This window comes from Gordonia sp. PDNC005, assembly GCF_016919385.1.
Taxonomy (GTDB): domain Bacteria; phylum Actinomycetota; class Actinomycetes; order Mycobacteriales; family Mycobacteriaceae; genus Gordonia.
The window spans coordinates 3,233,009-3,258,619 of the sequence record NZ_CP070351.1; the positions used below are offsets into that span (position 1 = coordinate 3,233,009).

The 25,611-nt window shown below is 65.6% G+C and carries 26 protein-coding genes; 9 read left to right on the plus strand and 17 right to left on the minus strand.

Features of this window, described 5'->3' with window-relative positions:
• Nucleotides 1-154: 154 nt before the first annotated feature.
• Together JVX90_RS15535 and radA are read left to right on the plus strand one after the other, a co-directional pair.
• Nucleotides 155-871, plus strand: a complete 717-nt coding sequence (locus tag JVX90_RS15535; RefSeq protein WP_205329597.1) for a copper-binding protein — start codon at nt 155-157, stop codon at nt 869-871.
• 78 nt (nt 872-949) lie between these two features.
• On the plus strand, nt 950-2,329 hold the full coding sequence (gene radA / locus JVX90_RS15540) for a DNA repair protein RadA (RefSeq protein WP_205329598.1): 1,380 nt from the start codon (nt 950-952) through the stop codon (nt 2,327-2,329).
• 32 nt (nt 2,330-2,361) lie between these two features.
• Here radA and JVX90_RS15545 read toward each other — a convergent pair whose 3' ends face one another.
• A complete protein-coding gene (locus JVX90_RS15545; RefSeq protein ID WP_205329599.1) occupies nt 2,362-2,880 on the minus strand; it encodes a PaaI family thioesterase in 519 nt (172 codons plus the stop codon).
• Nucleotides 2,881-2,946: 66 nt separating this feature from the next.
• On the opposite strand from JVX90_RS15545, the gene disA reads away from it, so the two are divergent.
• Nucleotides 2,947-4,044: a DNA integrity scanning diadenylate cyclase DisA gene (disA, locus tag JVX90_RS15550; RefSeq protein ID WP_008377443.1), complete on the plus strand. Its 1,098-nt coding sequence runs from the start codon at nt 2,947-2,949 to the stop codon at nt 4,042-4,044.
• Nucleotides 4,045-4,056: 12 nt separating this feature from the next.
• Here the strand turns inward: disA and JVX90_RS15555 are convergent, their stop codons facing one another.
• Together JVX90_RS15555 and JVX90_RS15560 are read right to left on the minus strand one after the other, a co-directional pair.
• Nucleotides 4,057-4,788, minus strand: coding sequence for a hypothetical protein (locus JVX90_RS15555; protein WP_205329600.1), 732 nt, complete (start codon nt 4,786-4,788; stop codon nt 4,057-4,059).
• Between the two features lie 81 nt (nt 4,789-4,869).
• Nucleotides 4,870-5,526 (minus strand): carbonic anhydrase, encoded by a 657-nt coding sequence (locus JVX90_RS15560; RefSeq protein WP_205329601.1) that lies wholly within the window; start codon nt 5,524-5,526, stop codon nt 4,870-4,872.
• On the opposite strand from JVX90_RS15560, the gene JVX90_RS15565 reads away from it, so the two are divergent.
• Nucleotides 5,525-6,421 (plus strand): A/G-specific adenine glycosylase, encoded by an 897-nt coding sequence (locus JVX90_RS15565; protein ID WP_205329602.1) that lies wholly within the window; start codon nt 5,525-5,527, stop codon nt 6,419-6,421. The two genes, JVX90_RS15560 and JVX90_RS15565, sit on opposite strands and share 2 nt — an antisense overlap.
• Before the next feature lie 7 nt (nt 6,422-6,428).
• Here JVX90_RS15565 and JVX90_RS15570 read toward each other — a convergent pair whose 3' ends face one another.
• Both JVX90_RS15570 and JVX90_RS15575 read right to left on the minus strand, forming a co-directional pair.
• The gene (locus JVX90_RS15570; protein WP_205329603.1) at nt 6,429-7,232 is read right to left on the minus strand and encodes an alpha/beta hydrolase; all 804 of its coding nucleotides are present in this window, start codon (nt 7,230-7,232) and stop codon (nt 6,429-6,431) included.
• A 90-nt stretch (nt 7,233-7,322) separates the two neighbouring features.
• Nucleotides 7,323-8,804 (minus strand): bifunctional phosphatase PAP2/diacylglycerol kinase family protein, encoded by a 1,482-nt coding sequence (locus JVX90_RS15575; protein WP_205329604.1) that lies wholly within the window; start codon nt 8,802-8,804, stop codon nt 7,323-7,325.
• A gap of 231 nt (nt 8,805-9,035) precedes the next feature.
• Here JVX90_RS15575 and JVX90_RS15580 point away from each other — a divergent pair, with 231 nt between their 5' ends.
• From JVX90_RS15580 to JVX90_RS15600, 5 genes are all read left to right on the plus strand, one after another.
• A complete protein-coding gene (locus tag JVX90_RS15580; RefSeq protein WP_205329605.1) occupies nt 9,036-9,341 on the plus strand; it encodes an antibiotic biosynthesis monooxygenase in 306 nt (101 codons plus the stop codon).
• Nucleotides 9,342-9,426: 85 nt separating this feature from the next.
• On the plus strand, nt 9,427-10,884 hold the full coding sequence (locus JVX90_RS15585) for an aldehyde dehydrogenase (protein ID WP_205329606.1): 1,458 nt from the start codon (nt 9,427-9,429) through the stop codon (nt 10,882-10,884).
• Nucleotides 10,885-10,979: 95 nt separating this feature from the next.
• Nucleotides 10,980-11,663, plus strand: a complete 684-nt coding sequence (locus JVX90_RS15590; RefSeq protein ID WP_205329607.1) for a response regulator transcription factor — start codon at nt 10,980-10,982, stop codon at nt 11,661-11,663.
• Complete coding sequence (locus JVX90_RS15595) at nt 11,660-12,961, plus strand: HAMP domain-containing sensor histidine kinase (RefSeq protein WP_205329608.1); 1,302 nt, start codon at nt 11,660-11,662, stop codon at nt 12,959-12,961. Before JVX90_RS15590 ends, JVX90_RS15595 begins: the two co-directional genes overlap by 4 nt.
• A gap of 56 nt (nt 12,962-13,017) precedes the next feature.
• A complete protein-coding gene (locus JVX90_RS15600; RefSeq protein WP_205329609.1) occupies nt 13,018-13,710 on the plus strand; it encodes a hypothetical protein in 693 nt (230 codons plus the stop codon).
• 80 nt (nt 13,711-13,790) lie between these two features.
• Here JVX90_RS15600 and JVX90_RS15605 read toward each other — a convergent pair whose 3' ends face one another.
• The 12 genes from JVX90_RS15605 to JVX90_RS15660 all read right to left on the minus strand — a co-directional run bounded on the left by JVX90_RS15605 (nt 13,791) and on the right by JVX90_RS15660 (nt 25,490).
• Nucleotides 13,791-14,387, minus strand: coding sequence for a hypothetical protein (locus JVX90_RS15605; RefSeq protein ID WP_205329610.1), 597 nt, complete (start codon nt 14,385-14,387; stop codon nt 13,791-13,793).
• Complete coding sequence (locus JVX90_RS15610) at nt 14,387-15,247, minus strand: hypothetical protein (RefSeq protein WP_205329611.1); 861 nt, start codon at nt 15,245-15,247, stop codon at nt 14,387-14,389. The genes JVX90_RS15605 and JVX90_RS15610 overlap by 1 nt, the downstream gene beginning before the upstream one ends.
• A complete protein-coding gene (locus JVX90_RS15615) occupies nt 15,211-16,635 on the minus strand; it encodes an MlaD family protein (RefSeq protein ID WP_205329612.1) in 1,425 nt (474 codons plus the stop codon). The genes JVX90_RS15610 and JVX90_RS15615 overlap by 37 nt, the downstream gene beginning before the upstream one ends.
• The gene (locus tag JVX90_RS15620; RefSeq protein WP_205329613.1) at nt 16,635-17,927 is read right to left on the minus strand and encodes an MlaD family protein; all 1,293 of its coding nucleotides are present in this window, start codon (nt 17,925-17,927) and stop codon (nt 16,635-16,637) included. Before JVX90_RS15620 ends, JVX90_RS15615 begins: the two co-directional genes overlap by 1 nt.
• Nucleotides 17,924-19,180 carry an MCE family protein gene (locus JVX90_RS15625; protein ID WP_205329614.1) on the minus strand — a complete coding sequence of 419 codons (1,257 nt, stop codon included), beginning with the start codon at nt 19,178-19,180 and terminating at the stop codon, nt 17,924-17,926. Before JVX90_RS15625 ends, JVX90_RS15620 begins: the two co-directional genes overlap by 4 nt.
• A 1-nt stretch (nt 19,181) precedes the next feature.
• Nucleotides 19,182-20,357 carry an MCE family protein gene (locus JVX90_RS15630; protein WP_205329615.1) on the minus strand — a complete coding sequence of 392 codons (1,176 nt, stop codon included), beginning with the start codon at nt 20,355-20,357 and terminating at the stop codon, nt 19,182-19,184.
• Nucleotides 20,345-21,400: an MCE family protein gene (locus JVX90_RS15635; protein WP_205329616.1), complete on the minus strand. Its 1,056-nt coding sequence runs from the start codon at nt 21,398-21,400 to the stop codon at nt 20,345-20,347. The genes JVX90_RS15630 and JVX90_RS15635 overlap by 13 nt, the downstream gene beginning before the upstream one ends.
• Nucleotides 21,393-22,568, minus strand: coding sequence for an MCE family protein (locus JVX90_RS15640; protein WP_205329617.1), 1,176 nt, complete (start codon nt 22,566-22,568; stop codon nt 21,393-21,395). The genes JVX90_RS15635 and JVX90_RS15640 overlap by 8 nt, the downstream gene beginning before the upstream one ends.
• A 3-nt stretch (nt 22,569-22,571) precedes the next feature.
• Nucleotides 22,572-23,423, minus strand: a complete 852-nt coding sequence (locus JVX90_RS15645; RefSeq protein WP_008377425.1) for an ABC transporter permease — start codon at nt 23,421-23,423, stop codon at nt 22,572-22,574.
• A 1-nt stretch (nt 23,424) separates the two neighbouring features.
• Complete coding sequence (locus JVX90_RS15650) at nt 23,425-24,189, minus strand: ABC transporter permease (protein WP_205329618.1); 765 nt, start codon at nt 24,187-24,189, stop codon at nt 23,425-23,427.
• A 96-nt stretch (nt 24,190-24,285) separates the two neighbouring features.
• The gene (locus tag JVX90_RS15655) at nt 24,286-25,176 is read right to left on the minus strand and encodes a 3-oxoacyl-ACP reductase (protein ID WP_205329619.1); all 891 of its coding nucleotides are present in this window, start codon (nt 25,174-25,176) and stop codon (nt 24,286-24,288) included.
• A gap of 125 nt (nt 25,177-25,301) precedes the next feature.
• Complete coding sequence (locus JVX90_RS15660) at nt 25,302-25,490, minus strand: ferredoxin (protein WP_205329620.1); 189 nt, start codon at nt 25,488-25,490, stop codon at nt 25,302-25,304.
• Between the last annotated feature and the right edge of the window lie 121 nt (nt 25,491-25,611).

Here is a 25,611-nt window from a genome sequence, read left to right on the forward strand (position 1 = left end):
CAACGGTGCAGGTCAACACTGGTCTCGCCCGATCAGCGACACATTTATCGGTCTATATGCCTACCCGAGGGAACTTTTTCCCACCGCGCCCACTACGCTGCGTAGTGAAGGTTCGCCGGCTGGCGGACAGTGCGACGACCACCCGGAGGAAAAGGTGTCAGTGCTCAATCGGACCACCGGCCGACTGGCCAAGGCTGCAGCCGTCGGCGCCCTGGGCGCAGCAGTCGTCCTCGGAGCTTCGGCCTGCGGCGCAGGCAAGATCTCGCAGACCAACAACCAGCTCGCCGCCGTCAACGGCGCAGGGGGTTCGGTCACGCTGAGCCCCGACGCGGGAAGCGACCTGGCCAACGGCACGATCGCCCTGCGCAACGTCCAGATCGTGTACCCGACGGACAAGGCCGACAAGACCTTCAAGGACGGCGGGCCGTTCGACGTGTCGTTCGCGATCTCGAACGACAGCAACACCCGTTCGGTCAAGCTCGTCGACGTCGTCGGTCCCGAGGGTTCGAACATCGTGCTGACACCTCCGTCGACGTCCAAGAAGGACGGCGACAAGACCGCTGATCCCAGCACGATCGGCCCGAACGGCGTACTGCTGGCAGGCACACCCGCGAACGTGAACACCTCGATCGCGCAGGAAGCCGACATCTACCGCTTCACCGCGACGTTGACGAACGCCGGCTCGTCTGTCGCATCAGGCGTGACCGTCCCCCTGACCTTCAAGTTCGAGGTCTACGACCTCAGCGGCAAGAAGGTCGAGGACAAGCAGGTCGTCATCGACACGCCCGTCGACAACGGCACCCTCGAGCACCGCCTCGACGTGGTCCGCGACCCGCAGGCTCACAACGAGGGATCCGAAGAGGGACACTGACCTCTGATCTACTTCGAATCGACCCTCGACCGACAGGTCGGGGGTCGTTTTGTCGGACGGTGCGTTTAAGGTCGGGGCGTGGCGAAGACAAAAGCGATCTACCGATGCACGGCCTGCGGACATCAGGTCGCGAAGTGGGTCGGCCGTTGCCCCGACTGCGGTGAATGGGGTTCGGTCGAGGAGGGCGCACCCGTCGTCGCCGCCGGAGCCGCGTCCGTAGCGCCACGCAGCCCGGCTCGACGCATCACCGAGGTCGACGCCGGGAGTGCTTCGGCGACTCCCATCGGCATCGCGGAGTTCGACCGAGTCCTCGGACGCGGCATAGTACCCGGATCCGTTGTCCTCCTCGCGGGCGAGCCCGGCGTCGGGAAGTCCACCCTGCTGCTCGAGACCGTCAAACACTGGGCGGCGGGAGGCCGTGTTGCGCTCTACGTGACGGGTGAGGAGTCCGCGGGCCAGGTGCGTCTGCGCGCCGAACGGACCGACGCCGTCCACGAGAACGTATTCCTGGCGTCCGAGACCGACCTCGGAACCGTCCTCGGCCACGTGGACGAGGTGCGTCCGACGCTGCTGATCGTCGACTCCGTGCAGACTCTCGTCGCGTCCGGCGTCGACGGCGTGACCGGCGGCGTCACGCAGATCCGCGCCGTCACAACCGCGCTGGTCTCGCTCGCGAAGACGAACGGTGTGTCGGTGATCCTCGTCGGCCATGTGACGAAGGACGGCAACGTCGCCGGTCCCCGTTCGCTGGAGCATCTGGTGGACGTCGTCCTGTCGTTCGAGGGCGACCGCCACTCGTCGTTGCGCATGGTCCGCGGTATCAAGAACCGGTTCGGGCCGTCAGACGAAGTCGGCTGCTTCGAGCAGCGTTCCGACGGAATCCACCAGGTCAGCGACCCTTCCGGGATCTTCGTGCACGAACACCCGTCCGATGTTCCAGGCAGCGTCGCACTCGTCGCGATGGACGGACGACGCGCGATGGTCGGCCAGATCCAGGCTCTGCTGAACAACTCCGAGATGACCTCACCGCGCCGCGCGGTGTCCGGTCTCGACCCGGCTCGCGTCGCGATGATGCTCGCCGTCACTGAGAAGCACCTTGGGGTCAAGACCGGCAAGCAAGAGGTGTACGCCTCGACCGTCGGCGGCATGAAGGTGACCGAACCGGCGGCCGACCTGGCCATCTTCCTCGCGATCATGTCGTCGGCGAAGACCAAGCCGGTGCCGTCGACGACCGTCGCGATCGGTGAGGTCGGACTCGCGGGCGAGATCCGTCGAGTGTCGTCCACCGCTCGACGTGTCGCCGAGGCCAAACGGCTCGGCTTCCGTCACGCGATCATTCCGGCCGGCACGGACGAGGAGCTTCCGAAAGGCATCCGGATCACCAAGGTGTCGCAGCTCGACGAGGCGTTCGCCGCCATCGGTCCACGACGCCTCGAAGCGGTCGACGCGCCGTTCTGACGCGCTTCTCGTGGTGCGTCTTCCAGGGGAGGTCAGAGGATGACGCGCTTGTCGTAGTGCTCGGCGAAATGCTTCTGGACGTCGATCGTGACGAAGAGCGCGTGGGCGCTCGCCACGATCTCCTCGGGGTCACCCAGGTGCGCCGATGCCGCGAGATAGATCTTGCGGCGCTGCTTGCCGAGAATCCGGGCCTCGAAGTGGAGAGTGCTTCCGAGCGGGATCGGCTTGGCGAAGTCGACCTCGAGGTGGACCGTGACGACGGGAGCTCCGATCAGCAACGGCGCGGTCCCCGTGACCTCATCGAACGCGGCGGAGAGCACCCCGCCGTGGATCACCCCCGGTCCGCCCTGCATCCAGTCGACCACGGGCATCTGCGCGGTCACCGACAGATCGTCGCCCGCGATCACCTTGAGGTGCAGTCCGAGTGGGGTGTCGTCGCCACAGCCGAAGCACGTGCTGTGGTGCAGCCCGATGTGCTCGCCCGGCGCCGTCGCCTTCGGGTGGCGGACGAGGGGCTCGAGGTCTGCGGGCGGAACAAAAGCATGCTTCACGTCCAGTTACGCTAGTACGGTCCCGGCGTCAGCCGGAACCTCAAGTCCCACGATTGCCGAGGTGCGATGAACGACACGTCAAATGCCGACGCCGACCGCGCCGATCTGACGCGCGAGACGCTGCGCCGTGTGGCACCGGGAACGGCGCTGCGCGACGGACTCGAACGCATCCTGCGCGGCGGCACCGGCGCCCTGATCGTCGTCGGATACGACGACGACATGGAACGCATCTGCGACGGAGGCTTTCACCTCGACGTCGAGTTCGCGCCGACCCGGCTGCGTGAGTTGGCGAAGATGGACGGCGCGGTTGTGCTGTCCGCCGACGGCCGACGCATCGTCCGCGCGAACGTCCAACTGGTCCCCGATCCGTCGATCCCGACCGAAGAGTCCGGCACTCGACATCGGGCAGCCGAGCGGACTGCGATCCAGATGCGGGTCCCGGTGATCTCGGTGAGTTCGTCGATGTCGATCGTCAGCGTGTACGCCGACGGGCAGCGCCGCGTGGTGGAGAATCCCGACGCGATCCTGTCCCGTGCGAACGTTGCACTCTCAACACTGGAACGCTACAAGTCGCGCCTCGACGAGGTGTCCTCCCAGCTGTCACGCGCGGAGATCGAGGACTATGTGCTGCTCCGCGATGCGATGAGTGCCGCACAGCGCATGGAGATGGTCCGACGCGTGTCCGTCGAGATCGAGGAGTACGTGCTCGAGCTCGGCGTCAACGGCCGCCAGGTGGCTCTGCAGCTCGAAGAGCTGATCAGCGACAACGACACCATGCGTGAGCTGCTGGTCCGCGACTACCACGCGTCACCGGAAGCTGCGGGTACCGAACAGGTGCGTCAGATCCTCGAATCGGTGGAGTCGTTGTCGGACGTCGATCTCCTCGACCTCACGATGGTGGCGGGCGCCTTCGGCTACCCGACCACCCTCGAAGCTCAGGACACTGCGATGAGTCCGCGCGGCTACCGCCTGCTCGCACGCATTTCGCGACTCCAGTTCGCGCACATCGACCGACTGGTCCGCCACTTCGGCACACTCCAGGCGCTCCTCGCGAGCAGCGCCGCCGATCTGGAAGCAGTCGAGGGCATCGGCAGCATCTGGGCCAGGCACATCCGAGAGGGCCTCTCACGCCTCGCTGAGAGCTCGCTCGAGCGATTCGACTAGATCTGGTTGGATCTACTGCTGGGCGGGCTTGACGACGTTGAACGTGATCGGCGCAGATTCCTTCTCGCCGATCTTGGCGAAGGCCTGGTACCCGCCTGCCGGGATCTGAACACGCGGCTTCTTGCAGCCTGCGCTGCTCGTCGTGCCGGACCAGGTGATCGTGTCGCTGAACTGCTGGCCCGGCTGCAGGAGCTGGTTGTTCACCGTCTTGTCGGGAGCACAGTCCTGCGCCGCCCACAGCGTCCGTGCGCCGTCCAATGAGCGGACGACGACGTTCTGGGCGTTCTTCCCGAGGTCACGCGAGCATTCACTGAGTCCGCCGTTGGTCACGACGACTGTGAACACCGGCTGGTCGCCGACCGTGTACGTCGGCTTGTCGGTGTACAGGACAACCGACAGGCTCTGGTCGGCGCAGGCGTTCTGAACCGCGGGATCCGCAGGAGGAGGCGGCGCGGGCGTGGTGCTGCTCGGGCCGCCGTCGGAACCGTGATCTCCGCCGCCCGACACCGGCTCACTCGTGGTCGGCCCTGGGGCGCTCGACGACGGCGGCGGCGGAGTCGCCGCTGCGCTCGACGACGTCGACGATGCGGCGGCCGCATTCTTCGGCGACGAATCGTCGGAGGAACTGCCCGCCCAGATGATCAAGGCGATGACCACGACGATCGCCACCACTCCAGCGCCTACCGCCACGAGGCGGCGACGCCAATACACCTCGGAAGGCAGGGGTCCCTGGGGTTCGATCACGATTGCAACGGTATCGCCGCCGGGCCTCGCACGACGGCGTCGAACTTCGGCGTGTCGCGGATTGGTCCACGCCGCGGCGGGTTATTCTCCCCGACCGGCCTTTCGCGGGTCACTTTCGGGCAGTTCGCCGATGTCGCCGATGACTTCCACGAGATGCACCTGGCCGTCGTCGAGACGGTAGCTGAGGCCTACGATGGCGAGGTCGCCGTCCTCGACCCGCTTGGCGATGATGCGGCTGCGCTGCATGAGTACACGGCTCGTCTCCTGCACGTGGCGGGTGACGAACTCGAAGTACTCGGTGAGTCCCTCGCTGCGCCCGGCCAGGATGCTCGGCGCGACCTTCTCGACGACGTCGCGGATGTAACCGCCGGGCAGATTCAGGTTGTCCAGTGCGTCGAGGGTGGCGCCGACGGCCCCGCAGCTGTCGTGACCGAGCACGATGATCAGCGGAACGTTCAGGATGTCGGCGCCGTACTCGATGGTGCCCAGCACCGCCGAGTCGAGGACGTGCCCTGCGGTTCGAACGACGAACATGTCGCCCAGCCCCTGATCGAAGATGATCTCTGCGGCGAGACGCGAGTCGCCGCAGCCGAACAGCACAACGTGCGGCGACTGGCCGCCGACGAGCGCCTCACGGTCGGCGATACCCTGGCTCGGGTGAATCGGTCGACTTTCGACGAATCGCTGGTTGCCTTCTTTGAGAACAGTCCATGCCTGAGCGGGGGTCAGATCCTTCATGACTTCGAGTGTGCCACCGACCACTGTCCTTGAGTGGTTCGGGTACGCCGAACGCGACCTTCCGTGGCGTTCGACAGATCTGACCGGTTGGCACGTCCTGATCAGCGAGATCATGCTCCAGCAGACCCCCGCCGCACGAGTTGTCGAACCATGGACACGGTGGGTGGAGCGCTGGCCGAAGCCGTCGGCGATGGCTGCAGAGTCCACAGGCGAAGTGGTCCGCGCGTGGGGGAAACTCGGCTACCCGCGCCGCGCGATGCGACTGCACGAATGCTCGAAGGTCCTCGCCGACCAGTACGACGACGTGGTTCCGTCGGACGTCGACACCCTGCTGACGCTCCCCGGCATCGGTGACTACACGGCCCGCGCCGTCGCCTGTTTCGCCTACGGGCAGTCGGTACCGGTGGTCGACGTGAACGTGCGCCGAGTGATCGCTCGCGCCGTCCACGGCAAGCAGCATCCCGGAAACCCTGGACGTCGCGATCTCGCCGACGCCGAGGCACTGTTCCCGCGCACGGGCGACGGTGCCCCGGCACCGGAGACCCCACGCTTCTCGGCCGCGCTCATGGAGCTCGGCGCGCTGGTGTGCACCGCTCGCGAAGCCCGCTGCGACAAGTGCCCGCTCGAGCCAACGTGTGAGTGGGTTCGGCTCGGTCGCCCCGAGCACGAAGGCCCCGTGCGGAAGGTCCAGAAGTTCGAAGGCACGGACCGTCAGGCCCGCGGACGACTCCTCGACGTGCTTCGCGGAACATCGGGGCCGGTGGAACGAGCGGCGCTCGATCTCGCGTGGGAGCGCGACCCGGGTCAGCGCGCTCGGGCCCTCGACTCCTTGCTTGTCGACGGCCTCATCGAACTGACCGACGACGGCCTGTTCGCACTCGCAGGCGAGGGCTGAACACGCCCTAGGGCCGCAGGTCGCTCAGGAACGCCTCGACCGCTCCGCGATAGACACCGGGCGCGTCATCGTGGAGAAGGTGACCCGCACCGTCCACCCGCAAGTACGACGCCGACGGCTTGCGCGCGGCCATCTCCGCCATCTGCCCGGGCGGTGTCACCGAGAAACCCGCCTCCAAGAGCAGGGTCGGGACTGCCACGTCTGCCCACTGGTCCCAGAAGTGCCTTGTCCCCCATTCTTCGGCGATGTCGGCCCAGACCGGAATCGAGCCGTGCAGCCGTCCGTCGTCGAACGCCTCGTAGAAGTAGCGCCCCGCCACGTCCCCGAACATGTCGACTGCCGCCTGCAGGTCCGGGAACCGGTCGGGCCAACTGCTGAACCACGGCTGCCACGTTCCGGTGGTGCGTCCGCGGAAGTCGGGTGCCATGTCCTCGACGACCAGTGCCGACACGAGTTCCGGGTACGTCGACGCAGTGCACCACGCGTGCAGACCGCCCATCGAGTGCCCGATAAGCACCGCGGGGCCGCGATCGATCCACGTGATCACCTCGGCGAGGTCGGCGACGAACCGCTCCGTCGAGATGTCGGAGGAGTCGACCGAACAGGCGCCCTGGTGATTCGCCGAGTCGAATGTGAAGACTCGCCCGTAGTCGCGCAGCCACGGGATCTGCCGTCGCCACGTGCGGCCGCGACCCATCAGACCGTGGACCAGGACTATTGCTCCAAGGCCGCCTTCGACTACGTCGAGGCCGCCGTGATCGAGCAGGCCGGTGTCGGCGATCGCAGGTGCGTCGGGCGAGTCGGAGTCCACCCCGTCGACACTATCCGGGCCCCTTCGAGCCGACGTGCGCCGACACGTCCGATCGGGGGCGGATTGCATCTGGGACCGCTGCCAGGCGGCTCATCTCACGCGACTGGCGCCGAAGACCCGCAGTTCGCGATACGCGACGCGGAAAGTCGCTCGTGTGTGCAGGTCACCCGCCTCTCCGTCGTGCGCCACCCGGAACGGCTCGTCCGCCTCTATGGTGACGACCGGCGCCTGCACCTCCCGATACACCTTGGAGTTCCTCATCCGCCCGCTCAGAAGTGAGAACAGCAGCCTTGTTCCCGCATACCGATGTCCGCCCTCGAGGTACCGGACATCGAGCACTCCGTCGTCCAGGCGTGAGCGTCGGCCTGGCGCAAAACCCGGCGCGCCGTACATCGAGTTTCCGAGGAAGAAGAACGAGACGGTGGCCGGTCGCCCCTCAATTCGCACCCGCGCGGGTGAGGTCTTGATCAGCACCCGACGCATTGCCCGAACGGTCGCGGTGACACGGCCGATCCGGTGTCGTTGGTAGCGCGACCGCGCGCGGACGAACTCCGGATAGGCACCGATGCTCGCGGTGTTCAGCAGCAGCTTCTCGTCGTTCAGCCACACCGCGTCGACACGCGCGATCCGACCGCTTCGGATCGAGTCGACCACATCCGCCACGGTCGCGGCACCGATGTCCTTCGCGAAATGGTTGAAGGTGCCTGCGGGGAACACCGCAAGCGGCTTTCCCGACTGCACAGCGTGGGCAGCAACCGTCGCCACCGTCCCGTCGCCACCGGCGACGCCGAGGAACTGTGCTCGCAACGCCGCATCCGCGGTGACCGCGTCGAGGTCCGAGTCTTCGGCGAGCTCCACGATCTCGGCTTCGGGCAACGTCCGACGGATCTCTGCGGCGACCCGCGACCCGGTACCGTCGCCAGAGGCGGGGTTCAGGACCACAACAAGACCTGAGCCGTCCGGCTCCACGGCGACGGTCTCGGCCGTCGGCTCGGGGATCATGACGCGGCTGTCGTCGACCTGAGGAATCACGCGAGCCCCGGCGATCGCGACGCCTGCACCGATTGCGAACCCCGCGAGGACGTCACCGGGATAGTGCGCACCCGTCGCGACCCGAGACAGTCCCACCGCGCCGGCGAGGCCGCTCAGGAGATATCCCGCGGAACGGTTCTCGAGGCCGACCCCGATCGCGAAAGCCGCAGCGGCCGCCGAGTGCCCGGAGGGGAACGACGACGACATCGGCTGACGCCGGAAACGCGCGACGGGTACGGCGTCGAAGACAGGGCGTCGGCGAGGAAGAACGCGTTTGAGACCCTGGTTCACGACGAGGCTCGTGACCGCCAACGACGCCAATCCGCGGACGGCCCCTCGTCGTGATGAGAGGCCGCCGAATCCCAATCCGGCGGCGATCGCCATCCACAGTTTCGAGTGGTCCGCCGCAGCGGACAACGGTCGCATCGTCGCGTCGAGAAGAGGACTCGGAGACTTCGCCACTGCGTCGAAGAGATGAGAGTCGAGTTCGTTCAAACCCGAGTTGATCGTCCGAAGGGCACGCAGCGAAGGTTGGGCCATGACTCGAAAGTACGCGCGGTGGGCGTCGCCCTGACGATTTCGCGGGTTCGTCGGCCACTCACTCGCCTCAATGAACGGCAGCCCCGAAGCCGGACATTATGGTGTCGAGTACGGGCCCGTCGTCAGCGCCCTCATCTGAGGGGCCTGCCCGGAGAGCCCGCCTGGCACATGGATGCCGTGTAACCGATCAGGTGAAGACCACGCCTGACCTGAACGAAGGATTGAGATCTCATGAGCGTAGTCAAGATCAACGCGATCAGCGTCCCCGAAGGCGCCGGACCCGAACTCGAGAAGCGTTTTGCAGCTCGTGCGGGCACTGTCGACGGCGCCGCGGGTTTCCTCGGTTTCCAGCTCCTCCGCCCAGTGAACGGCGAGGACCGCTACTTCGTCGTCACGCAGTGGGAGGACGAGGCGAGCTTCCAGGCGTGGGCAGGCGGTGACGCGCGTGCCGCCCATTCGGGCGACCGAAAGCCTGTCGCAACGGGAGCGAGTCTTCTCGAATTCGAAGTTGTCATCAACGTCGAACCGAGCGCCTGAATCGTCACCGAGAAGATTTTTCTAGAACGTGTTCTAACTGTGCTCTAGTATCGGAGGAAACCCCCTCGCGATCTCAGGAGCACGCATGACCGACCCGATCGAGACCACACAGCTGTACATCGGTGGAGAGTGGGTGGATCCGCACTCCACCGAAGTGCTCGAGGTGTTCTCGCCGGCAACCGGCGAGAAGGTCGGGTCGGTCCCGTCCGCCGATGCGACGGACGTCGACAACGCCGTCCGCGCAGCGCGCGAATCATTCGACTCCGGCGTCTGGCGCAACACACCTCCGGCCCAGCGAGCTGCGGTGATCCGGCGAGCAGTAGAGCTGATCAACGAGCGCGGCGCGCAGATCGGAGCCCTCGTCTCCGCCGAGATGGGCGCCACCCCCGGCGACGTCGCCACCCTCCAGCAGCTCGCAGGCACCGGCTGCCTCTCGGCCTACGCCGACGCCGCCGAGCAGTATCAGTGGGAGGAGACCCGCACCGGCCTGTTCGGCGAGACCCTCGTGGTCCGCGAAGCCGTCGGCGTGGTCGGCGCGATCATCGCGTGGAACGTCCCACTGTTCCTCTTCTGCAACAAGTTCGGCCCGGCGCTCGCCGCCGGCTGCTCGGTGGTCCTCAAGCCCGCCCCGGAGACCCCGCTCAACGCGAACATGCTCGCCGAGATCTTCACCGAAGCCGGTGTTCCCGCAGGCGTCATCTCGATCGTTCCGGGCGGCGTCGAGACCGGCAAGGCCCTCGTCGATCACCCGGACGTCGACAAGATCACCTTCACCGGATCGACCCTCGCGGGCCAGTCGATCGCTGCGCGCTGCGGCGAACAGCTCAAGCGCTGCTCGCTCGAACTCGGTGGGAAGTCGGCAGCCATCGTCTTGGAGGACGCCGACGCGGCCGCCAGCGCACCGATGCTCGTCTTCTCCGGCATCCTCAACTCCGGGCAGGCGTGCGTCGCCCAGACCCGCGTCCTGGTCCCCCGTTCGCGTCACGACGAGATCGTCGACGCCATGGTCGCCGTGGCATCAACTTTCACCCCCGGCCTCCCCACTGATCCGGAGACCAAGCTCGGCCCGATCATCAACGACAAGCAGCACGCGAAGGTGACCGGCTACATCGCGAAGGGCAAGGCAGAGGGCGCGACCGCGGTCCTCGAAGTGGAGGCTCCCGCCGTCGGAACCGGTAACTTCGTCGGCCCGACGATCTTCACCGGCGTCACCAACGACATGGCGATCGCCCGGGAGGAGATCTTCGGCCCCGTCATCAGCGTCATCGCCTACGACGACCTCGACGAGGCGATCGCGATCGCCAACGACTCCGACTACGGTCTCGCGGGCTCGGTCTGGACTTCGGACGTCGCGAAGGGCATCGAAGTGGCCAAGCAGGTCCGCACGGGCACCATGGGCATCAACTGGTACGCGATCGATCCGTCGTCGCCCTTCGGCGGCTACAAGAAGTCGGGCATCGGCCGCGAGAACGGCAAGGAAGGGCTCGAGAGCTACCTCGAGCACAAGGCCATCCTCATGCCGATGGGCTACACCTCGGCGTAGCTCTCACCTCCGCAACGCTGCGCGGCACACCACCCCGGTGTGCCGCGCAGCGTCGTTCAGGCGCACTTCAGGTGGTCTCGGTCAGACTGGTGATCATGCGAATCCTTCTCGTCGACGACGAAGTCCGGCTCGCCGACGGGATCCGCCGCGGTCTGGAGGCCGAGGGCATGGTCGTCGACGTCGCACACAACGGAGTCGACGGGGTTCGGCTCGCGACCGACGGCGACTACGACGCGATCGTTCTCGACGTGATGATGCCCGGCATGAGCGGATACCGCGTGTGTCAGTCGCTCAGAGCCGACGACGTGTGGACCCCCGTCCTGTTCCTCACCGCGAAGGACGGCGAGTGGGACGAGGTCGAGGGCCTCGACACCGGCGGAGACGACTGGCTGACCAAACCGTTCTCCCATCCAGTGCTGGTCGCCCGGATCCGAGCGCTGGTGCGCCGCGGAGGTCGAGCGAGGCCACCCGTCCTCATCGCGGGTGATCTGCGGCTCGATCCAGCCGCGCGACGCGCCTTCCGCGGCGACGTCGAACTCTCGCTCACCGCCCGTGAGCTGTCCGTGCTCGACTACCTCCTCCGTCGCCGCGGCGAGGCCGTGACCAGGCGTGAGGTGATCGCGAACGTGTGGGGCGGCGACTTCGACGGTGATGAGAACATCGTCGAGGTCTACATCGCCCATCTGCGGGCGAAAATCGACAAACCGTTCGGCCGCGAATCGATCGAGACGGTTCGTGGAACCGGCTACCGCCTGTCCGGGACCGGGGGCGTGAGGTGAATGCACGTCAACGGATCACACGATCGATCCGTGCGAGGGTGACCGCGGGCGCGTTCGCCGTCACCGCAGTGGTCCTCGGAGTCGCGGCCGTCTCGACGGTCTTCATCGTCCGGGACGCGTTGACAGACGGTGTGGCCGTCTCACTGGAACAGGATCTCGACTCCATCGGCGATCGTGTCGAGGCCGATCCGGCGTCCGTCACGTCGATCGACGACGACCTCCTCGTCCGGCTGGACAGCCCGACGCCGGCGATGAACGACGACGACGCATCGTCGATCCCCGCAGTGGATGGGACCCCGTCCCGTGTGACCGTCGACGGAGATTCGTTCCTCGCCGCGTCCGACGACACCGACCGCGGACGCCTGACCGTCGCACGACCGCTCGACCACGTGGACGATTCCGTCGGGACGACCACGGTCTTGTTGGCGGCAGGGGTCCCCGCCGTCATCGTGTTGATCTGCGTCGTGGTCTGGGTGGTCAGCGGGCGGGCACTCGCGCCCGTTGAGCGACTCCGCCGGGAGGTCGACGCCATCGGAGCCGACGATCTGAGCGAACGTGTGGAGGCCGGCCGAGACGACGAACTGGGTGCGCTCGCGTCGACCATGAACCGATTGCTCGACCGGATCGAACAGGCACGCCTCGCACAACGAAGGTTCGTCAGTGATGCCTCGCACGAACTGCGTTCACCGTTGGCCACGATTCGTCAGCACGCCGAAGTGGCCGACGTCCATCCGTCGTCGACGTCTCTCGCCGAACTCAGCGGAGTGGTGTTGGCGGAGGGCGCTCGGATGCAGGAACTCGTGGAGGGGCTCCTGCTGCTCGCAAGGCTGGACGAACATCGCGGCCACACAATCGCCTCGGTGGACCTCGACGACATCGTCCTACGCGAGGCGAGTCGGCTCCGAGGCATCGGAGTCGACGTGGACACACGCGGTGTCGGGGCTGCGCGGATCGACGGGAACGAAGCACTGCTGGATCGAGTGGTCCGGAACCTCGCCGACAACGCGGCCCGCCACGCCTCACAGCAAGTCACGTTCCGACTGCACGCCGATTCTCGGTATGTGCGGTTGGATGTCGAGGACGACGGGACAGGCATTCCGATCGAACACCGAGAGCGAGTCTTCGAGCGGTTCACCCGTCTCGACGAAGCGCGAGCTCGGGACGCCGGAGGCAGTGGCCTCGGCCTCGCGATGACTCGGGAGATCGTCCGCAGCCACGGCGGCGACGTCCGAGTGTCCGACGGTTCCGTCGGCGGCGCGCTCCTCACGGTGACGCTTCCCACCGACGGCCGATCCTGAAAACCTCTTCAGCTCGCTTCAGAACTCGTTAAGCGCATCGAAGAGAGGATGCACGTATGAACGACAACGAAGACACCCGCCCTCTGCCTGAAGCCGACTCTGCGCCGACGCCGTTCGCAGGCGACCCGGGACAGACGCCGCACGGATCGGGAAAGGCTCGACGACGCACACTGTTGATCGGCTCGGCGGTGGTCATCGCACTGCTGACCGGTGGTGGTGTCGCCTATGCTCTGTCCACCGGATCGGACGACACTCCTGTCACCGTCTCCGACCAGTCTGTCGCGGACGACGCTGATCCAGATGATGTCGACGACAAGGATGACGAATCGGATCCTCAACAGAACCCGACGACGAGTGTCTCCGCGCTGCGTGACGCCGCGCGGGCCGCCATCACTGCGACCGGCGCCGTCGGCGCCACCTCAGTGGACGTGGAGAGGGACGGATACGACGTCGAGGTGCGTCTGTCCGACGGCCGTGAACAAGACGTGCACGTCCGCTCGGACGGCGCCGTCGTCCAGGAGACTCCCGACCGGACAGACGATCCGAGTGAAGTGCTGGACCTCAACCGCTTCGACGCAGTGGCCGCCGCTGCGACCGCCGCGGTCGGCGGCGGCAGCATGGAGTCGATCTCGTCGAGCGACGACCGCGGAGTCCGATACGACGTCGGCGTGCGGCTCACGGACGGACGTGACGCCGATGTGGACCTCACGGACGACCTGCGGGTCGTCAGCAGTGATGTCGACGACTAACAAGAACGAGGCACTCGACGACAAACGAGGCATGCATGCATGCCTCGTTTGTCATTGAAAGCCGCGGGAACCGCTGAGAATCAGGAGGTCGGAGTGGGCGACGCAGGTGCGCTCGGGGCAGACGACGGGATGGGAACGGCACCGGACGGGGTGGTATCGGGCTTCTGCACTCGCGAACGCAACGACTCGTCGTCGAGGATGTCGATCGCGCTGATCATCCACGTACCGTCCCGACGAACCATGTCATAGACGAGACGACTCGGGTCGATCTGCACGTCTTCGACAGTGTTTCGGGTCGTCGACAGATTCATGTAGACGAGCACCTTTGCGGTGTCACGGGTGTTCGACATGACGCCGGCGCCCTGAATGGTCACGGCGGAGACGATCTTGTCTTCCTTGACCTTCTTCGCGATGTCGAACTCGGAGACGTTCCGCTGGAACTCTGCCTTGGCGTTCCCGGTCAGGAAACTCATCGACTTGTTGATGTTGTCGGTGACAGTCTTGGGGTCACGCGCGAACATCGTCTCGGTGTACGCGGTGGCAGCTGACAGCGCACTGTCGCGTGCATTCTCTTCCGCCTTCATGCTCCAGTACCGGACGCCGGTGACCACGGCCGACGCTACGGCGGCAACCACGAGAAGGGATGCAACAGCGATGAGGAGGCGCTTCTTCGACATCAGTTCACCCACTCGAAGTTCGTCATCTTGAGGTCGTCGTTGATCCGAGTGATCGAGATCCTCGCGCGGAACGTCTGGATGTCCGGCTGCTGCGGGGCCTCGGGCGCGATCCCCTGCCAGACGAACACGACGAGCACACTGCCCGCGTCCTCATCCGCGTCCTCAACGGCAGACGCGGCGATCGTTGTGGTCGTCTTCATGTCGTCCGCCCGGATCAGGTCGGTCGCCTGCTTCATCGAATCGCGGAACTGCTGCTGAGCACGCCCGCTCGTGTGCTCCTGCATGAACTTGTACATGCTGTCGGCGTTCTCTTTGTTGAGAGTGGTCATCTTGATGACCACCTCCTGCGCGAACTGGTCATAACTGGTCCGGAGTTCGCGATTGTCGTCGATTCGAGACGAACCGACGAGGAAGCCGGCGGTGAGCACCACAGACGCGATCAACACCACAGCGGCGACGATGCCTGCAATAGCGGGCAACAGAACCTTCTTCGCCGACGGCGACGCCGACACGGGCGCCTTCACCGAACTACGGCGCGCGCGGTACGAGACACCTTCGGTCGGCACGTATGCCGCGTCGACGCCGTCCGACTCCGCAGTGGCATCGGCGGCGACATCAGCGCCTGCCTTGGCCGACTCGACATCGGCCCCTCCGTCGGTGGCGGCCGCCTCCGCCGTCACGTCGTCGTCGACGGTCACGTCGTCGGTCGACTCCTCCGAGACGACCGGGGCGGGCGCCTTGCCTGTCGACTTGCGACGACGCGAGACCGGGCTCGACTTGCGGACCGTTGCCGGCTTCTTGGCGACGCCATCGGACTCCGGTTTCAGGACTCCACCGTCTTCGTGATCAGTTCGTACCATTGCTTCTTCTGGTTGCGGTTGTCGGCGCCGGCCTGGGTCTTGTACTTCTTGCCGTCCGGGCCGATGAACTCCCCTGTCTCCGGATCGTACGTTGTCGCGTACGTGGCCGGCGAAGCGTCGTAGTCGGACGGGGTGCCGGGCACCACGTGTCCGGCGGGCTGACGCGGCAGGTCGGTACCGGGGAACCCGTTGGGAAGTGCGACGTTGTCACGCTTGGACGGAACGAATCCGGTCCGGCACTCCGCCGGGGTCGGGGCACGACGTCCGGGGAACTCCACACACGGGAAGTTGCGAGCGCCGCGAACAGAGCTCTGCGCGTCCTGCGGCAGGCGGCACAGAAGTCCCGGCGGCAGGTCCTGCGGTGTGGTGGCCGACGGGAATCGCCACTGGTCGGGCGGCAGGAAGCCGACCGTGCAGGTGGGCGGATCCTGGAAGCCGAGAGTGAAGTTCACGTTGGCGCCATGACGGTTCGATCCAGTGTTGATGGCCGTGATCAGCGCCGACAGCACCCGCGGGTACAGGACGATCGTCTGACGAAGGTTCGGCAGATACACCGCCATCGTCTTCGCGGCGACGCGCAGGTTCGACATGCCGAGCGCAAATCCCGGCGCCATGTCGTCGAACAGGCTCTTGGCCTGATTCGCGACACCGGGTCCCTTCTTCAGGATGTCGGTGATATCGGGATTGCTCGCGCGGAGCTGGTCGGTCACCTTCGTCAAGTCGGCTGTCCAGCTGCGAATGGCGTCAGCCGTCTGGTTCTGCGTTGCGAGGATCGGGCCTGCCTGACGCACCAGGTCGAGGGTCACGTCGACGTTGTCGTTCATCGCCCCGACGAACAGGACCATGGAGTCCATCATCCGCTGCAGTTCGTCCGCGGTGCCGTTGAACGCGGCGAAGGCCTCGTCCATCACCGCACGGACCTTCGAGTTGTCCACGTCGGCCAACAGGTTGTCTGCCTGGTCGAGCATCGCGGAGATCTCGACGGGAACATCGTCGGTCGACACCTTGGCACCGTCGGACAGCATCGATCCGGAGGCGTCCGCGGGTGGTGTGAAGTCGACGAACTGCTCACCGACGGCCGAGACGCTGCGGATCGCGACGGCCGAGTCGGCGGGGATGTCGGTCCCCGAGTCGATCGTCAGGTCTGCGACCACACCGTCGGAGGTGAGACGGACACCGGCGACCTTGCCGACGTTGACGCCGCGGAAGCTGACGTTGGCGTTCTGATACAGCCCGCCGGTGCTCGGCATGGCCACCTGAACGGTGTAGCTGCCGACGCCGAACATCTGCGGGATACGGATGTAGAACACGGCCATCACGATCAGTGAGACGACGGTGACGACGCTGAAGATCGCGAGTTGCATGCGAACGAAACGAGTGATCTTCATCAGTTGCCACCGCTCTTCTTCGTGGTGGACGGCTTCGCGGTGGACGGTGTTCTCGACGACTTCGGCATCAGCTCACCGGGGGTGGGATTGGCCGGGTCCTTGATCTTGGGCTGTGTGATGCCGGGGATCAGCGGCGCGGTGAACGGATTGGTCCCTCTCTTGGCGGCGTTCGCAGGCTTGCCGGTCACTCCCTCCGGGTTCGTGACCGAGGCGACCATCGTCTTGTTGAGACGACTCCACGTCAGGTCGAGAACCAGGTCGGAGTTCACGTAATCGCCCTTGACCAGACTCGGGATCTTGTCTTCGAGGAACGGGAAGGTCAGCAGCAGGCGCAGCGAGTTCGCGAGCGCGGGCCCGGTCATCGACAGCTGCTCCATGAGCTTGCGCATGTTCGGGACGATCGTCTTGATGTCGTCGCCGTTCTCTCGGAGCACGTCGTTCACTGTCGCCGACAGGTTTCCGACGTTGTCGAGCGCGGTCGTGAGGTTCGTCCGCTGGTCGACGAGCAACTGCAGTATCTCCGGACCGGAGTCGAGCGCACGCTGGACGGTCGGCGTCTGATCGTTGATGGCTTGCGTCAACCGGTCCATCCCCTCCATTGCGGAGATGATGTTCCCGGTCTGGCCGTTGAGGTCGTTCACGAGGGTGTTGATCCGCGGGATCAGGGTGCGGATCTGCTCGTCGTTGCCGCCGAGCGCCTGGCTCAGCTCATGGACGATGTCGCCGACCTGCGAGAGGCCGCCGCCGTTGAGCACCACCGACAGCGAGCTGAGCACCTGTTCGGTGGTCGGGTACATGCACGGGTCCACCTGCTGTGCCGCGTTGATGTCGGCAACCGGCTTCGTGGCCGGTTTGCTGATGTTGCCCTGCTTCGGGCAGTTCGGCAGGGAGAGACTGCCACCGGCCGACAGGTACTGTCCGGTCGTCTTCTCCGGCGGCACGATCGCGATGTGCGACGAACCGAGCACACTTGTCATGCCGATCATCGCGTGCGATCCGGTCGGGATCTTCACACCCTCGTTGAGGCGAAGCGTGATCTCCGCGCTCCAGTCCTTGATCGCTATGTCGCCGACGCTGCCGATGGTCGCATCGCTCATCATCACCGGAGCATTGCGGACGAGGCCTGCGGCAGACGGGATCCGCGCGCTGATCGTGTACGCGCCTGCACCGGTGCCCTCGGCGCCGATCGACGACAAGGACGTGACGGGATTGCCACTGCACGCGGTGGCGACCGGTGCGAGAAGCAGGAGCCCGGCGGCCAAAGCGACTGCGCGAGTACGTCCGCGCATCATCCTTCACCTCCGAACGGAACGAGCAGCTTGGTCAACGGATCGCGCGCGGCGGCACGCGACTCGGCGTCGCGCTCCACCACACCCTGGCGGGCTCGGGCCCGCACGTCGGCATTCTGGTAGGTGATCTGGTCGGGCCGCGCAGTCCGGCCGATCACCGGGTTCGCCATGAACGGCGGGTAGTTGACGACGATGTCCTTCATGATCGGCGCCAGTAGGTCGACACATTGCTCGACGTCGACCTTCGTGTCGCCTGGACGCGCCGTCGACTGGAACGTGCCGCAGAGCAGCGAGATGAGGTTGTTGCCCATGCCGAGGCCGAACACACCGTCTAGCGAGCCGGTCAGCGGGTTGTAGATGTTGAAGAAGTTCGACAACTGCGTGGGCGCCGAGTGTAAGAGGCCGCGCAACTGCTCGTCCTTCTTCTTCAGCGTGCCGGTGAGCTGCGCTAGCTTGTCGACTGTGGAGACCACGGTTGAACTGTTCTCCCCGAGGAACCCCTCGAGATCGCTGATCGCGCCGTTCAAGTTGGTCATCGCGTCGCCGAGCTCGGTGCTGCTGCCCGCGAGTACTGAGCTGACCGATGCCATGCGACCGTTGAACTGGACCAGCTGCTCGTGGCTCGTCGACAGCTGCTCGGTGAGCTTCTGCAGGCTCTTGACGGCACCGAACACGTCGTCTCGGTTGTCCGAGAGAGTGCCCACGACGGTGGACATCTGACGGATCGACTCGGCGATCGCCTCACCGTTGCCCGACAGGTTCATGTCGAACACGTCGACGGCGCGCGATGCGGGTCCGCGGTCGGCGCCCTTCGGCCCGAGCGCGGTACTCAACTCGGACAGCTGCTTCTTGACGTCGTCCCACTCCATCGGGACGGCTGTCCGTTCCATCGGGATGTCCGCGTCGCCGTCGAGTTCCGGGCCCTTCGTGTAGCCCGGGGTCAGCTGGACGAATCGTCCGGACACCAGCGACTGTGCGACGACCACGGCGCGAACGTCGGCGGGGATGGGTGTGCTGCGATCGATCCGCATGGTCACCTTGACGTCGCCCGAGCGGGGTTCGATAGAGGTGACCTTGCCGATCGGCACACCGATGACGCGAACCGAGTCACCCTCGAAGAGGCTGGCTGCGGTCGCGAAGTACGCGGTGATCGTGCGGGTCGTGGCGCGCTGGACGCCGAACCACACACCGGCGGCGACGAGAGCGAGAACGACGACTGCTGCGACGGTCGCCCATACACGGCGAGAGATCCGCATGTCAGTTGCCTCCGTTCTGCGGTGTCGGATAGGTGCGCTTGGGCGTCGGGCGGCTCACGTCCGGAGCACCGGCGTTCGGTCCCTGGTTCCAGTTCTTCGGGAACAGCGGGTTTCCGGAGAAGTCGTAGAAGTACTTCCACGCCTCGGGGTACTTGCGCTGCAGCACCTTCTGGAACGCGCCGAAGTAGTCGCCGAACGTGGCGACGCCGACGAGCGAGCTGAAGTACGGGCCGGAGCTCACGGCCTCGCCGAGGATGTTCGCGTACGGACCCAGGTTGTCGATGGCCTTGCTGAAGTTGTCCTCGTTGTCGTTGAGGATGTCCATGACCCTGTTGAACTTGTCCAGCACCGGGCGGAGCTGCTCGCCGTTGTCGTCGATGAATCCGCTCACCTGCGCCGTGAGGTCACGGGTCCCGGAGATCACCTGGCGCACTGCGGCGCGACGCATCTCGAGCTCGCCGAGCAGAGCGTTCGCGTCGATGAGCATCGTCCGGATCTGCTCGCTGCGTTTGCCGACGACGTCACTGACGCCCTTGGCGCGCTCCAGCAGATCGTTGAGTGCGTTGTCGCGGTCGGCGATCGCCTTCGACACACGGCCGACACCCTCAACGGCGCCGCGAACGTTCGCAGGCGTCTTGGAGAACGTGTCGGTCATCGTCTCGAGTGCCTTGTTGAGCTGGTCGGTGTCGGTCTCGCCCAGCGTCGTGGTCGCCTGATCGAGCGCGTCGGTCAGCGAGTACGGCGACGCCGTCGACTCGACGGGAATCGACTGCCCCGGCTTGATCCGGCCGTCGCCGATCGGGGTGAGCGTCAGATTTCGGCGGCCGAGGACGGTCTCGGTCTTGATCGCCGCACGAGTCCGGTCACCAAGAGCCACCGTGTCGTCGATGCGGAACCCGACCTTGGCTTGCAGACCGCCGTCGTTCTCCGCGATGGAGATGTTCTCGACGGTGCCGACCTTGACGCCGGCGACCATCACGACGTCCCCCGCGACGAGGCCGCCCGCGTCGTCGAAGTAGGCGTCGTAGGTGCTGACCTGCGTGAAGAACGGCAGGCGGTCCATGTTGAGCGCGCTGATGACGAGCATCGCAGTCAGGAGGAAGCCGATGACACCGACGGATGCCTTCGACCGCTTGGTCTTACGGTCCGGCGTCTGTTCACCACTCACGTCGCGCACCTCCCGCCTGCGGTCGTCTTGTCGCCCATCACGTCGATAGCCGTGAAGTAGTACTGCGTGTTGCCCGGCCCGGGGAGGAGCAGGCGGATGCGGCAGAAGTAGATCTGCAACCACGAGCCGTAACTGCCCAGGTTGGAGAGGGTCTTGAAGTCACCCGGGAGCCGTCCGAGCAGGTCCCGGATGAACGGCTCGGCTTTGAGCGCTTCCTCGGACGTCTTGCCGAGTCCGGTGAGCGCCTTCTTCATGTCCGGGCGGACGGTGCTCATCAGGTCGGCGAGTCCGGTGGTCGCCTTCGCACTCTCGCTGATGGCGCGTCCGATGACTTCCTTGTCGCCCGCGAGGCCGCTGATCAGCTGCTGGAGCCGGTCGACGCTCTGGTCGAGTCCCTTGTGATCGGCCTGCAGGGTGCCGAGCGTGGTGTTCAGATTGTCGATGACCGATCCGATCAGCGCGTCGCGGTCGGCGATCGTGTTGGTGAACTCGGCGGTGTTCGCCAGGAGCTTGTTCAGCGAACCACCCTGCCCCTGGAACACGGCGATCAATGCCGACGAGAGCTGGTTGACCTCGTCACCGCTCATGGTGCGGAACAACGGCTTGAAGCCACCGAGGAGCTTGTCGAGGTCGAGTGCGGGTTCGGTCTGCGAGATCGGGATCTCGTCTCCCGGCGACAGTGTGTCGCTCAGCGACCCGTTGCCCGGCTGCAGTTCGAGGTACCGATCGCCGGTGAGGTTTTGGTACCGGATGAGCGCAACCGCGGTCTTCGGCAGACGGTAGTCGTCGTTGACGTTGAACTCGATCCGCGCCTGGTTGTCGCGCGTCAGCTCGATCTTGTCGACGGTTCCGACGTCGACGCCTGCGATCTGGACGACAGATCCCGACTTCATCGCCGATGCACTGGTGAACATCGCCGAGTACGACTCGGAACTGCCGCCCTGGTAGCGGCTGAACACCAGGACCAGCCCGGTGAGGACCAGCAGCATGGCGACAGCGAATGTCGTGAGCTTGATGACGGTGGCGCGGAAGGCGCGTGCGCGACTATCCACGTGGCGTACCTCCGAACAGCAGATTGAAGAGCTTGCGCGACTCCACCTTCGGGGTGGTACGCGGCTGGTAGGGCTGGTCCGCGTTGTCGATCACGTAGAATGGGACCTTCTCCTTGGACTGGATGTCCGACAGACCCGCCTGGCAGGTGGGTGGACCGTCGCCGCGGACCTCGGGGAGGTCCTCGGGGTAGCGGTAGGGGTCCTGGCCGGGGATGAGACCCGCGTCGAGTAGGAGCATGCCGTTGCGGTCGCCGAGGAGCGGTCCGGCGATGTCGACCGCGTCGCTCGCGCCGGTGATGAAGCATCGCAGGCCGGGCGCCTGGTACCCGAGAAGGGCAGAGACCGGGCTGAGGTTGCTCAGCGTCGAGATCAAGTCCTTCTTGCTCTTGGAGAGCACACCGTTTCCGCTGCGCGCCATGCCGGTGACGTTGATCAGCAGGCTGTCGAGGTTCGAGGCGTTGTCGACGAGGGTGTTGCCGAGCACCGTCGCGTTGTCGACGGTCCGCATCAGATCCGGCATCGCGTCGGCGAGCACATTCGTCGCAGAGCCCGCCTCGGAGAACAGACGTCGCAGTTCCGGAAGGTGCTTGTTCGTCTTACCGAGGACGTCGTTCAGTTGGACGAGAGCGGTGCCGATCTTGTCCCCGCGCCCGGACAGCGCATCGTTCACGGCGCCGAGGACCACGTTCAGGCGATCGGGTTGCACCTGGGCCAGCACGTTGACGAGCTGCTGGTATACCGTGTTGAGTTCAACCACGACGTGTTCGGTGTTGATCACCGAGCCCTTGCTCAGGGTGCCCTTCGGCCCTTCCTCAGGGATGACGAAGTTGACGGCTTTGGCACCGAACACCGTGTTCGACTTGATGTCGGCGCGCACGTTTGCGGGAATCTTCGACAGTTGATCGGTGTCCATGTCGAGGACCAGGCGCGCGGTGTCGCCGTTGTTCTCGACGCTGGCGACGCGTCCGACTGTGACTCCTCGCAGCTTGACCTTCGCATCGGGGTTCATGACCAGACCGGCCCGCGGCGCGTTCAGCGTGACGGTGGTGGTGCTGTCGAACCAGCCGAGGAACTGCCCGGATGCGAGGGCGACGATCGCGACGAGCCCGCCGACCATGATGGTGGCGGCGAGCTTGCGCACGCCGTTGCCACGAGTCTGCTTAGCCATGTCTCACCCGGCCAGGTTGAAGTTGCCGTCGGCGCCGTAGATGGCGAGCGACGTGAGAAGGGTGATGACGACGACCACGACCAGCGACGCACGAACCGCGTTGCCGACGGCCACACCGACGCCGACGGGGCCGCCCGAGGCGTTGAAGCCGTAGTAGGTGTGGATGAGCATCACGGCGACGGCCATGCAGATCGCCTGGACAAACGACCACAGGATGTCCGACGGGATGAGGAATGTCGAGAAGTAGTGGTCGTAGACGCCGGACGACTGCCCGTACAGAACGACTGTGGCGAATCGACTGGCGATGAACGACGCGAGTGCAGCCAATGAGTACAGCGGGATGATCGCCACCAGGCCTGCGATGATGCGCGTGCTGACCAGATATGGGATCGATGAGATGGCCATGACCTCGAGGGCGTCGATCTCCTCGCTCACGCGCATGGCGCCGAGCTGCGCCGTCGCGCCTGCGCCGATGGTCGCCGCCAACGCGATGCCCGCGATCACGGGGACGGCGATGCGCACGTTGATGAATGCAGAGAAGAAGCCGGTGAGGGCCTCGACGCCGATGTTGGCGAGGGAGCTGTAGCCCTGGACTGCGATGGTGCCGCCGGTGAACAGCGTCAAGAAGCCCACGACGACAACCGTGCCGCCGATCATCGCGAGGGCGCCGGTGCCCATGGAGATCTCTGCGATCAGACGCAGCGTCTCCTTCTTGTACAGGCGGAGTGCACGCGGGATCGACGCGATCGAGTCCCAGTAGAAGAGCGCCTGGTCGCCGATCTTGTTCCAGTCATCACCCGCACGCTTGAGCGCGACGCGGGCGGTGAGGAGTCGTGTTGTACCTGGAAGAACCATGTCAGCCCATCGTCGCTTTCAGTCCGACCGCAGTCACGACGACGTTCACCACGAACAGCGCCATGAAGGAGTAGACGACGGTCTCGTTCACGGCGTCGCCGACGCCTTTTGCGCCGCCCTTCACGTTGAGTCCGCGGTAGCAGCCGACGAGCCCTGCGAACAGCCCGAACAACGCTGCCTTGATCATCGAGATGACGAGCTCACCGAGGCCGGTCAGCAGGGTGAGGTTGGCGATGAAGGCGCCTGGGTTCACGTCCTGCAAATACACGGAGAAGACGAATCCACCCGCGATGCCGATCGTGCAGACGAGGCTGTTCAACAGGAGAGCCACTCCGGTGGACGCGATGACGCGCGGGACGACGAGCCGGTGGATCGGGTTGATACCGAGAACCCGAAGCGCGTCGATCTCTTCACGAATCGTTCGGGCGCCCAGGTCCGCGCAGATCGCGGTGGCGCCTGCGCCTGCAACGATGAGCACGGTCACGATCGGCCCGATCTGCGTGATCGTGCCGAGGGCCGCGCCTGCACCGGAGAGGTCCTGCGCACCGATCTCTCGGAGCAGGATGTTCAATGTGAAACTGACAAGAACGGTGAACGGAATTGCGACGAGCAACGTCGGGACGAGGGAGACGCGGGCGATGGCCCACGACTGCTCTACCGTTTCGCGCCACTGAAAGGGACGACGGAACAGCTCCCGGGCTGATTCGACACCCAGTGCGACGAAGTCCCCCACACCGTTCATCGGGGCAGCAAGCTTGGTGAGCAAGTCCCCTCCTCCCACTTGTGCACGCAATCTAACACGCGTACCGGGCACGTCAGTGCCACTAATCGACATAGTTCCTGTTGATGGGTTACTTCGTTTTCAGTCGGTCAAGTCCGACGCCGAGAACGAACCACTACTGGTCGGTAGCGAAAAGTACTCGGACAGTGAACCGGACAACGCGTCTACAGTCCAGTCGTCGCCGTCTGCCTCGAAGACCTCGCGGATACGTGGTGCGGCCATCAGCGTGACCTTGGGCCCGTAGACGACGAACACCTGTCCGTTGACCGCCGCCGCCGCGGGGCTCGCGAGATAGCGGACCAGCGTCACGACGTGCTCGGGCGACAGCGGATCGACGGTGCCCTCCGGGGCGTCGCCGAAGACGCCGGCCGTCATCGCGGTGCGTGCACGCGGGCAGATCGCGTTCGCCGTGACCCCGTATCGAGACAGCGCGCGGGACGCCGACAGCGTCAACGCGGTGATGCCGGCCTTGGCCGCCGCATAGTTCGCCTGCCCGGCGGGGCCGAGAAGACCTGCTTCCGACGAGGTGTTGATCAGGCGGCCGTACACGGGCGCACCCGCGGCCTTCGACGCGCCGCGCCAGTACGCCGCAGCGTTGCGGTTGAGCAGGAAGTGGCCGCGCAGATGCACGTTGACCACAAGGTCCCACTCGTCGTCGCTCATGTTGAAGAGCATGGTGTCGCGGGTGATGCCCGCGTTGCTCATGACGATGTCGAGCCCGCCGAGGTCCTCGGTCGCGGTGCGCATGATCTCGCGCGCGGTCGCGGCGTCGGAGATGTCACCCGCCACCGGCACGGCCTTTCCGCCCGCCGAGGAGATGACGTCGAAAACGTCGCTGGTCTGCAGGGACCTGTCCAGATCGTTCACGATCACGGTGGCCCCGTCGGCCGCAAGACCGATCGCCTCCGCGCGCCCCAGACCTGCACCTGCACCGGTGACTACGGCGACTTTGCCTTCAAGCGACTTACCCACGGCGGACTCCTACTCTCCGGCGTCGCCCCGCGACGCTCGGTCTCTGACCCGAACAAGATTAGAACACGTTCTAACACTTCAGGTCGAGAAGTGAAGAAAGTACAACGCCCCGGACCAGTCGGGGATCATTCGATCGACAGTGCCGATCGTGGGCACGAGGCGACCACCTGGCGCATCTCCTCGACACGCTCGTCCGGAACCTCGTCGTTGAGAATGACCAGGTAGTCGTTGTCGTCGAGCTCGAAGACGTCGGGAGCCATCCCGACGCAGACGGCGTTCGACTCGCACAGATCAAAATCGGCCTTGATTCGCATTGCATCCTCCTCGCGTCGCGTGCCCGGCGGTTGACGGACTCGGTGATTACACGTTAGAACGTGTTTCAGAAGTAGCCAAGCACACCGGTGCCACGAGCGCCGGAAGATCGCAGGAGACACC

Excerpts from the sequence above, each read along its gene's own strand:
- JVX90_RS15560 (WP_205329601.1), bottom strand. The coding sequence starts at position 5,526 with ATGAAGGATCTGACCCCCGCTCAGGCATGGACTGTTCTCAAAGAAGGC.
- disA (WP_008377443.1), top strand. The coding sequence starts at position 2,947 with ATGAACGACACGTCAAATGCCGACGCCGACCGCGCCGATCTGACGCGC.
- JVX90_RS15580 (WP_205329605.1), top strand. The coding sequence starts at position 9,036 with ATGAGCGTAGTCAAGATCAACGCGATCAGCGTCCCCGAAGGCGCCGGA.
- JVX90_RS15640 (WP_205329617.1), bottom strand. The coding sequence starts at position 22,568 with ATGGCTAAGCAGACTCGTGGCAACGGCGTGCGCAAGCTCGCCGCCACC.
- JVX90_RS15620 (WP_205329613.1), bottom strand. The coding sequence starts at position 17,927 with ATGATGCGCGGACGTACTCGCGCAGTCGCTTTGGCCGCCGGGCTCCTG.
- JVX90_RS15590 (WP_205329607.1), top strand. The coding sequence starts at position 10,980 with ATGCGAATCCTTCTCGTCGACGACGAAGTCCGGCTCGCCGACGGGATC.
- JVX90_RS15600 (WP_205329609.1), top strand. The coding sequence starts at position 13,018 with ATGAACGACAACGAAGACACCCGCCCTCTGCCTGAAGCCGACTCTGCG.
- JVX90_RS15625 (WP_205329614.1), bottom strand. The coding sequence starts at position 19,180 with ATGCGGATCTCTCGCCGTGTATGGGCGACCGTCGCAGCAGTCGTCGTT.
- JVX90_RS15565 (WP_205329602.1), top strand. The coding sequence starts at position 5,525 with ATGACTTCGAGTGTGCCACCGACCACTGTCCTTGAGTGGTTCGGGTAC.
- JVX90_RS15645 (WP_008377425.1), bottom strand. The coding sequence starts at position 23,423 with ATGGTTCTTCCAGGTACAACACGACTCCTCACCGCCCGCGTCGCGCTC.
- JVX90_RS15575 (WP_205329604.1), bottom strand. The coding sequence starts at position 8,804 with ATGGCCCAACCTTCGCTGCGTGCCCTTCGGACGATCAACTCGGGTTTG.
- JVX90_RS15660 (WP_205329620.1), bottom strand. The coding sequence starts at position 25,490 with ATGCGAATCAAGGCCGATTTTGATCTGTGCGAGTCGAACGCCGTCTGC.
- JVX90_RS15610 (WP_205329611.1), bottom strand. The coding sequence starts at position 15,247 with ATGGTACGAACTGATCACGAAGACGGTGGAGTCCTGAAACCGGAGTCC.
- JVX90_RS15605 (WP_205329610.1), bottom strand. The coding sequence starts at position 14,387 with ATGTCGAAGAAGCGCCTCCTCATCGCTGTTGCATCCCTTCTCGTGGTT.
- JVX90_RS15615 (WP_205329612.1), bottom strand. The coding sequence starts at position 16,635 with ATGAAGATCACTCGTTTCGTTCGCATGCAACTCGCGATCTTCAGCGTC.
- JVX90_RS15585 (WP_205329606.1), top strand. The coding sequence starts at position 9,427 with ATGACCGACCCGATCGAGACCACACAGCTGTACATCGGTGGAGAGTGG.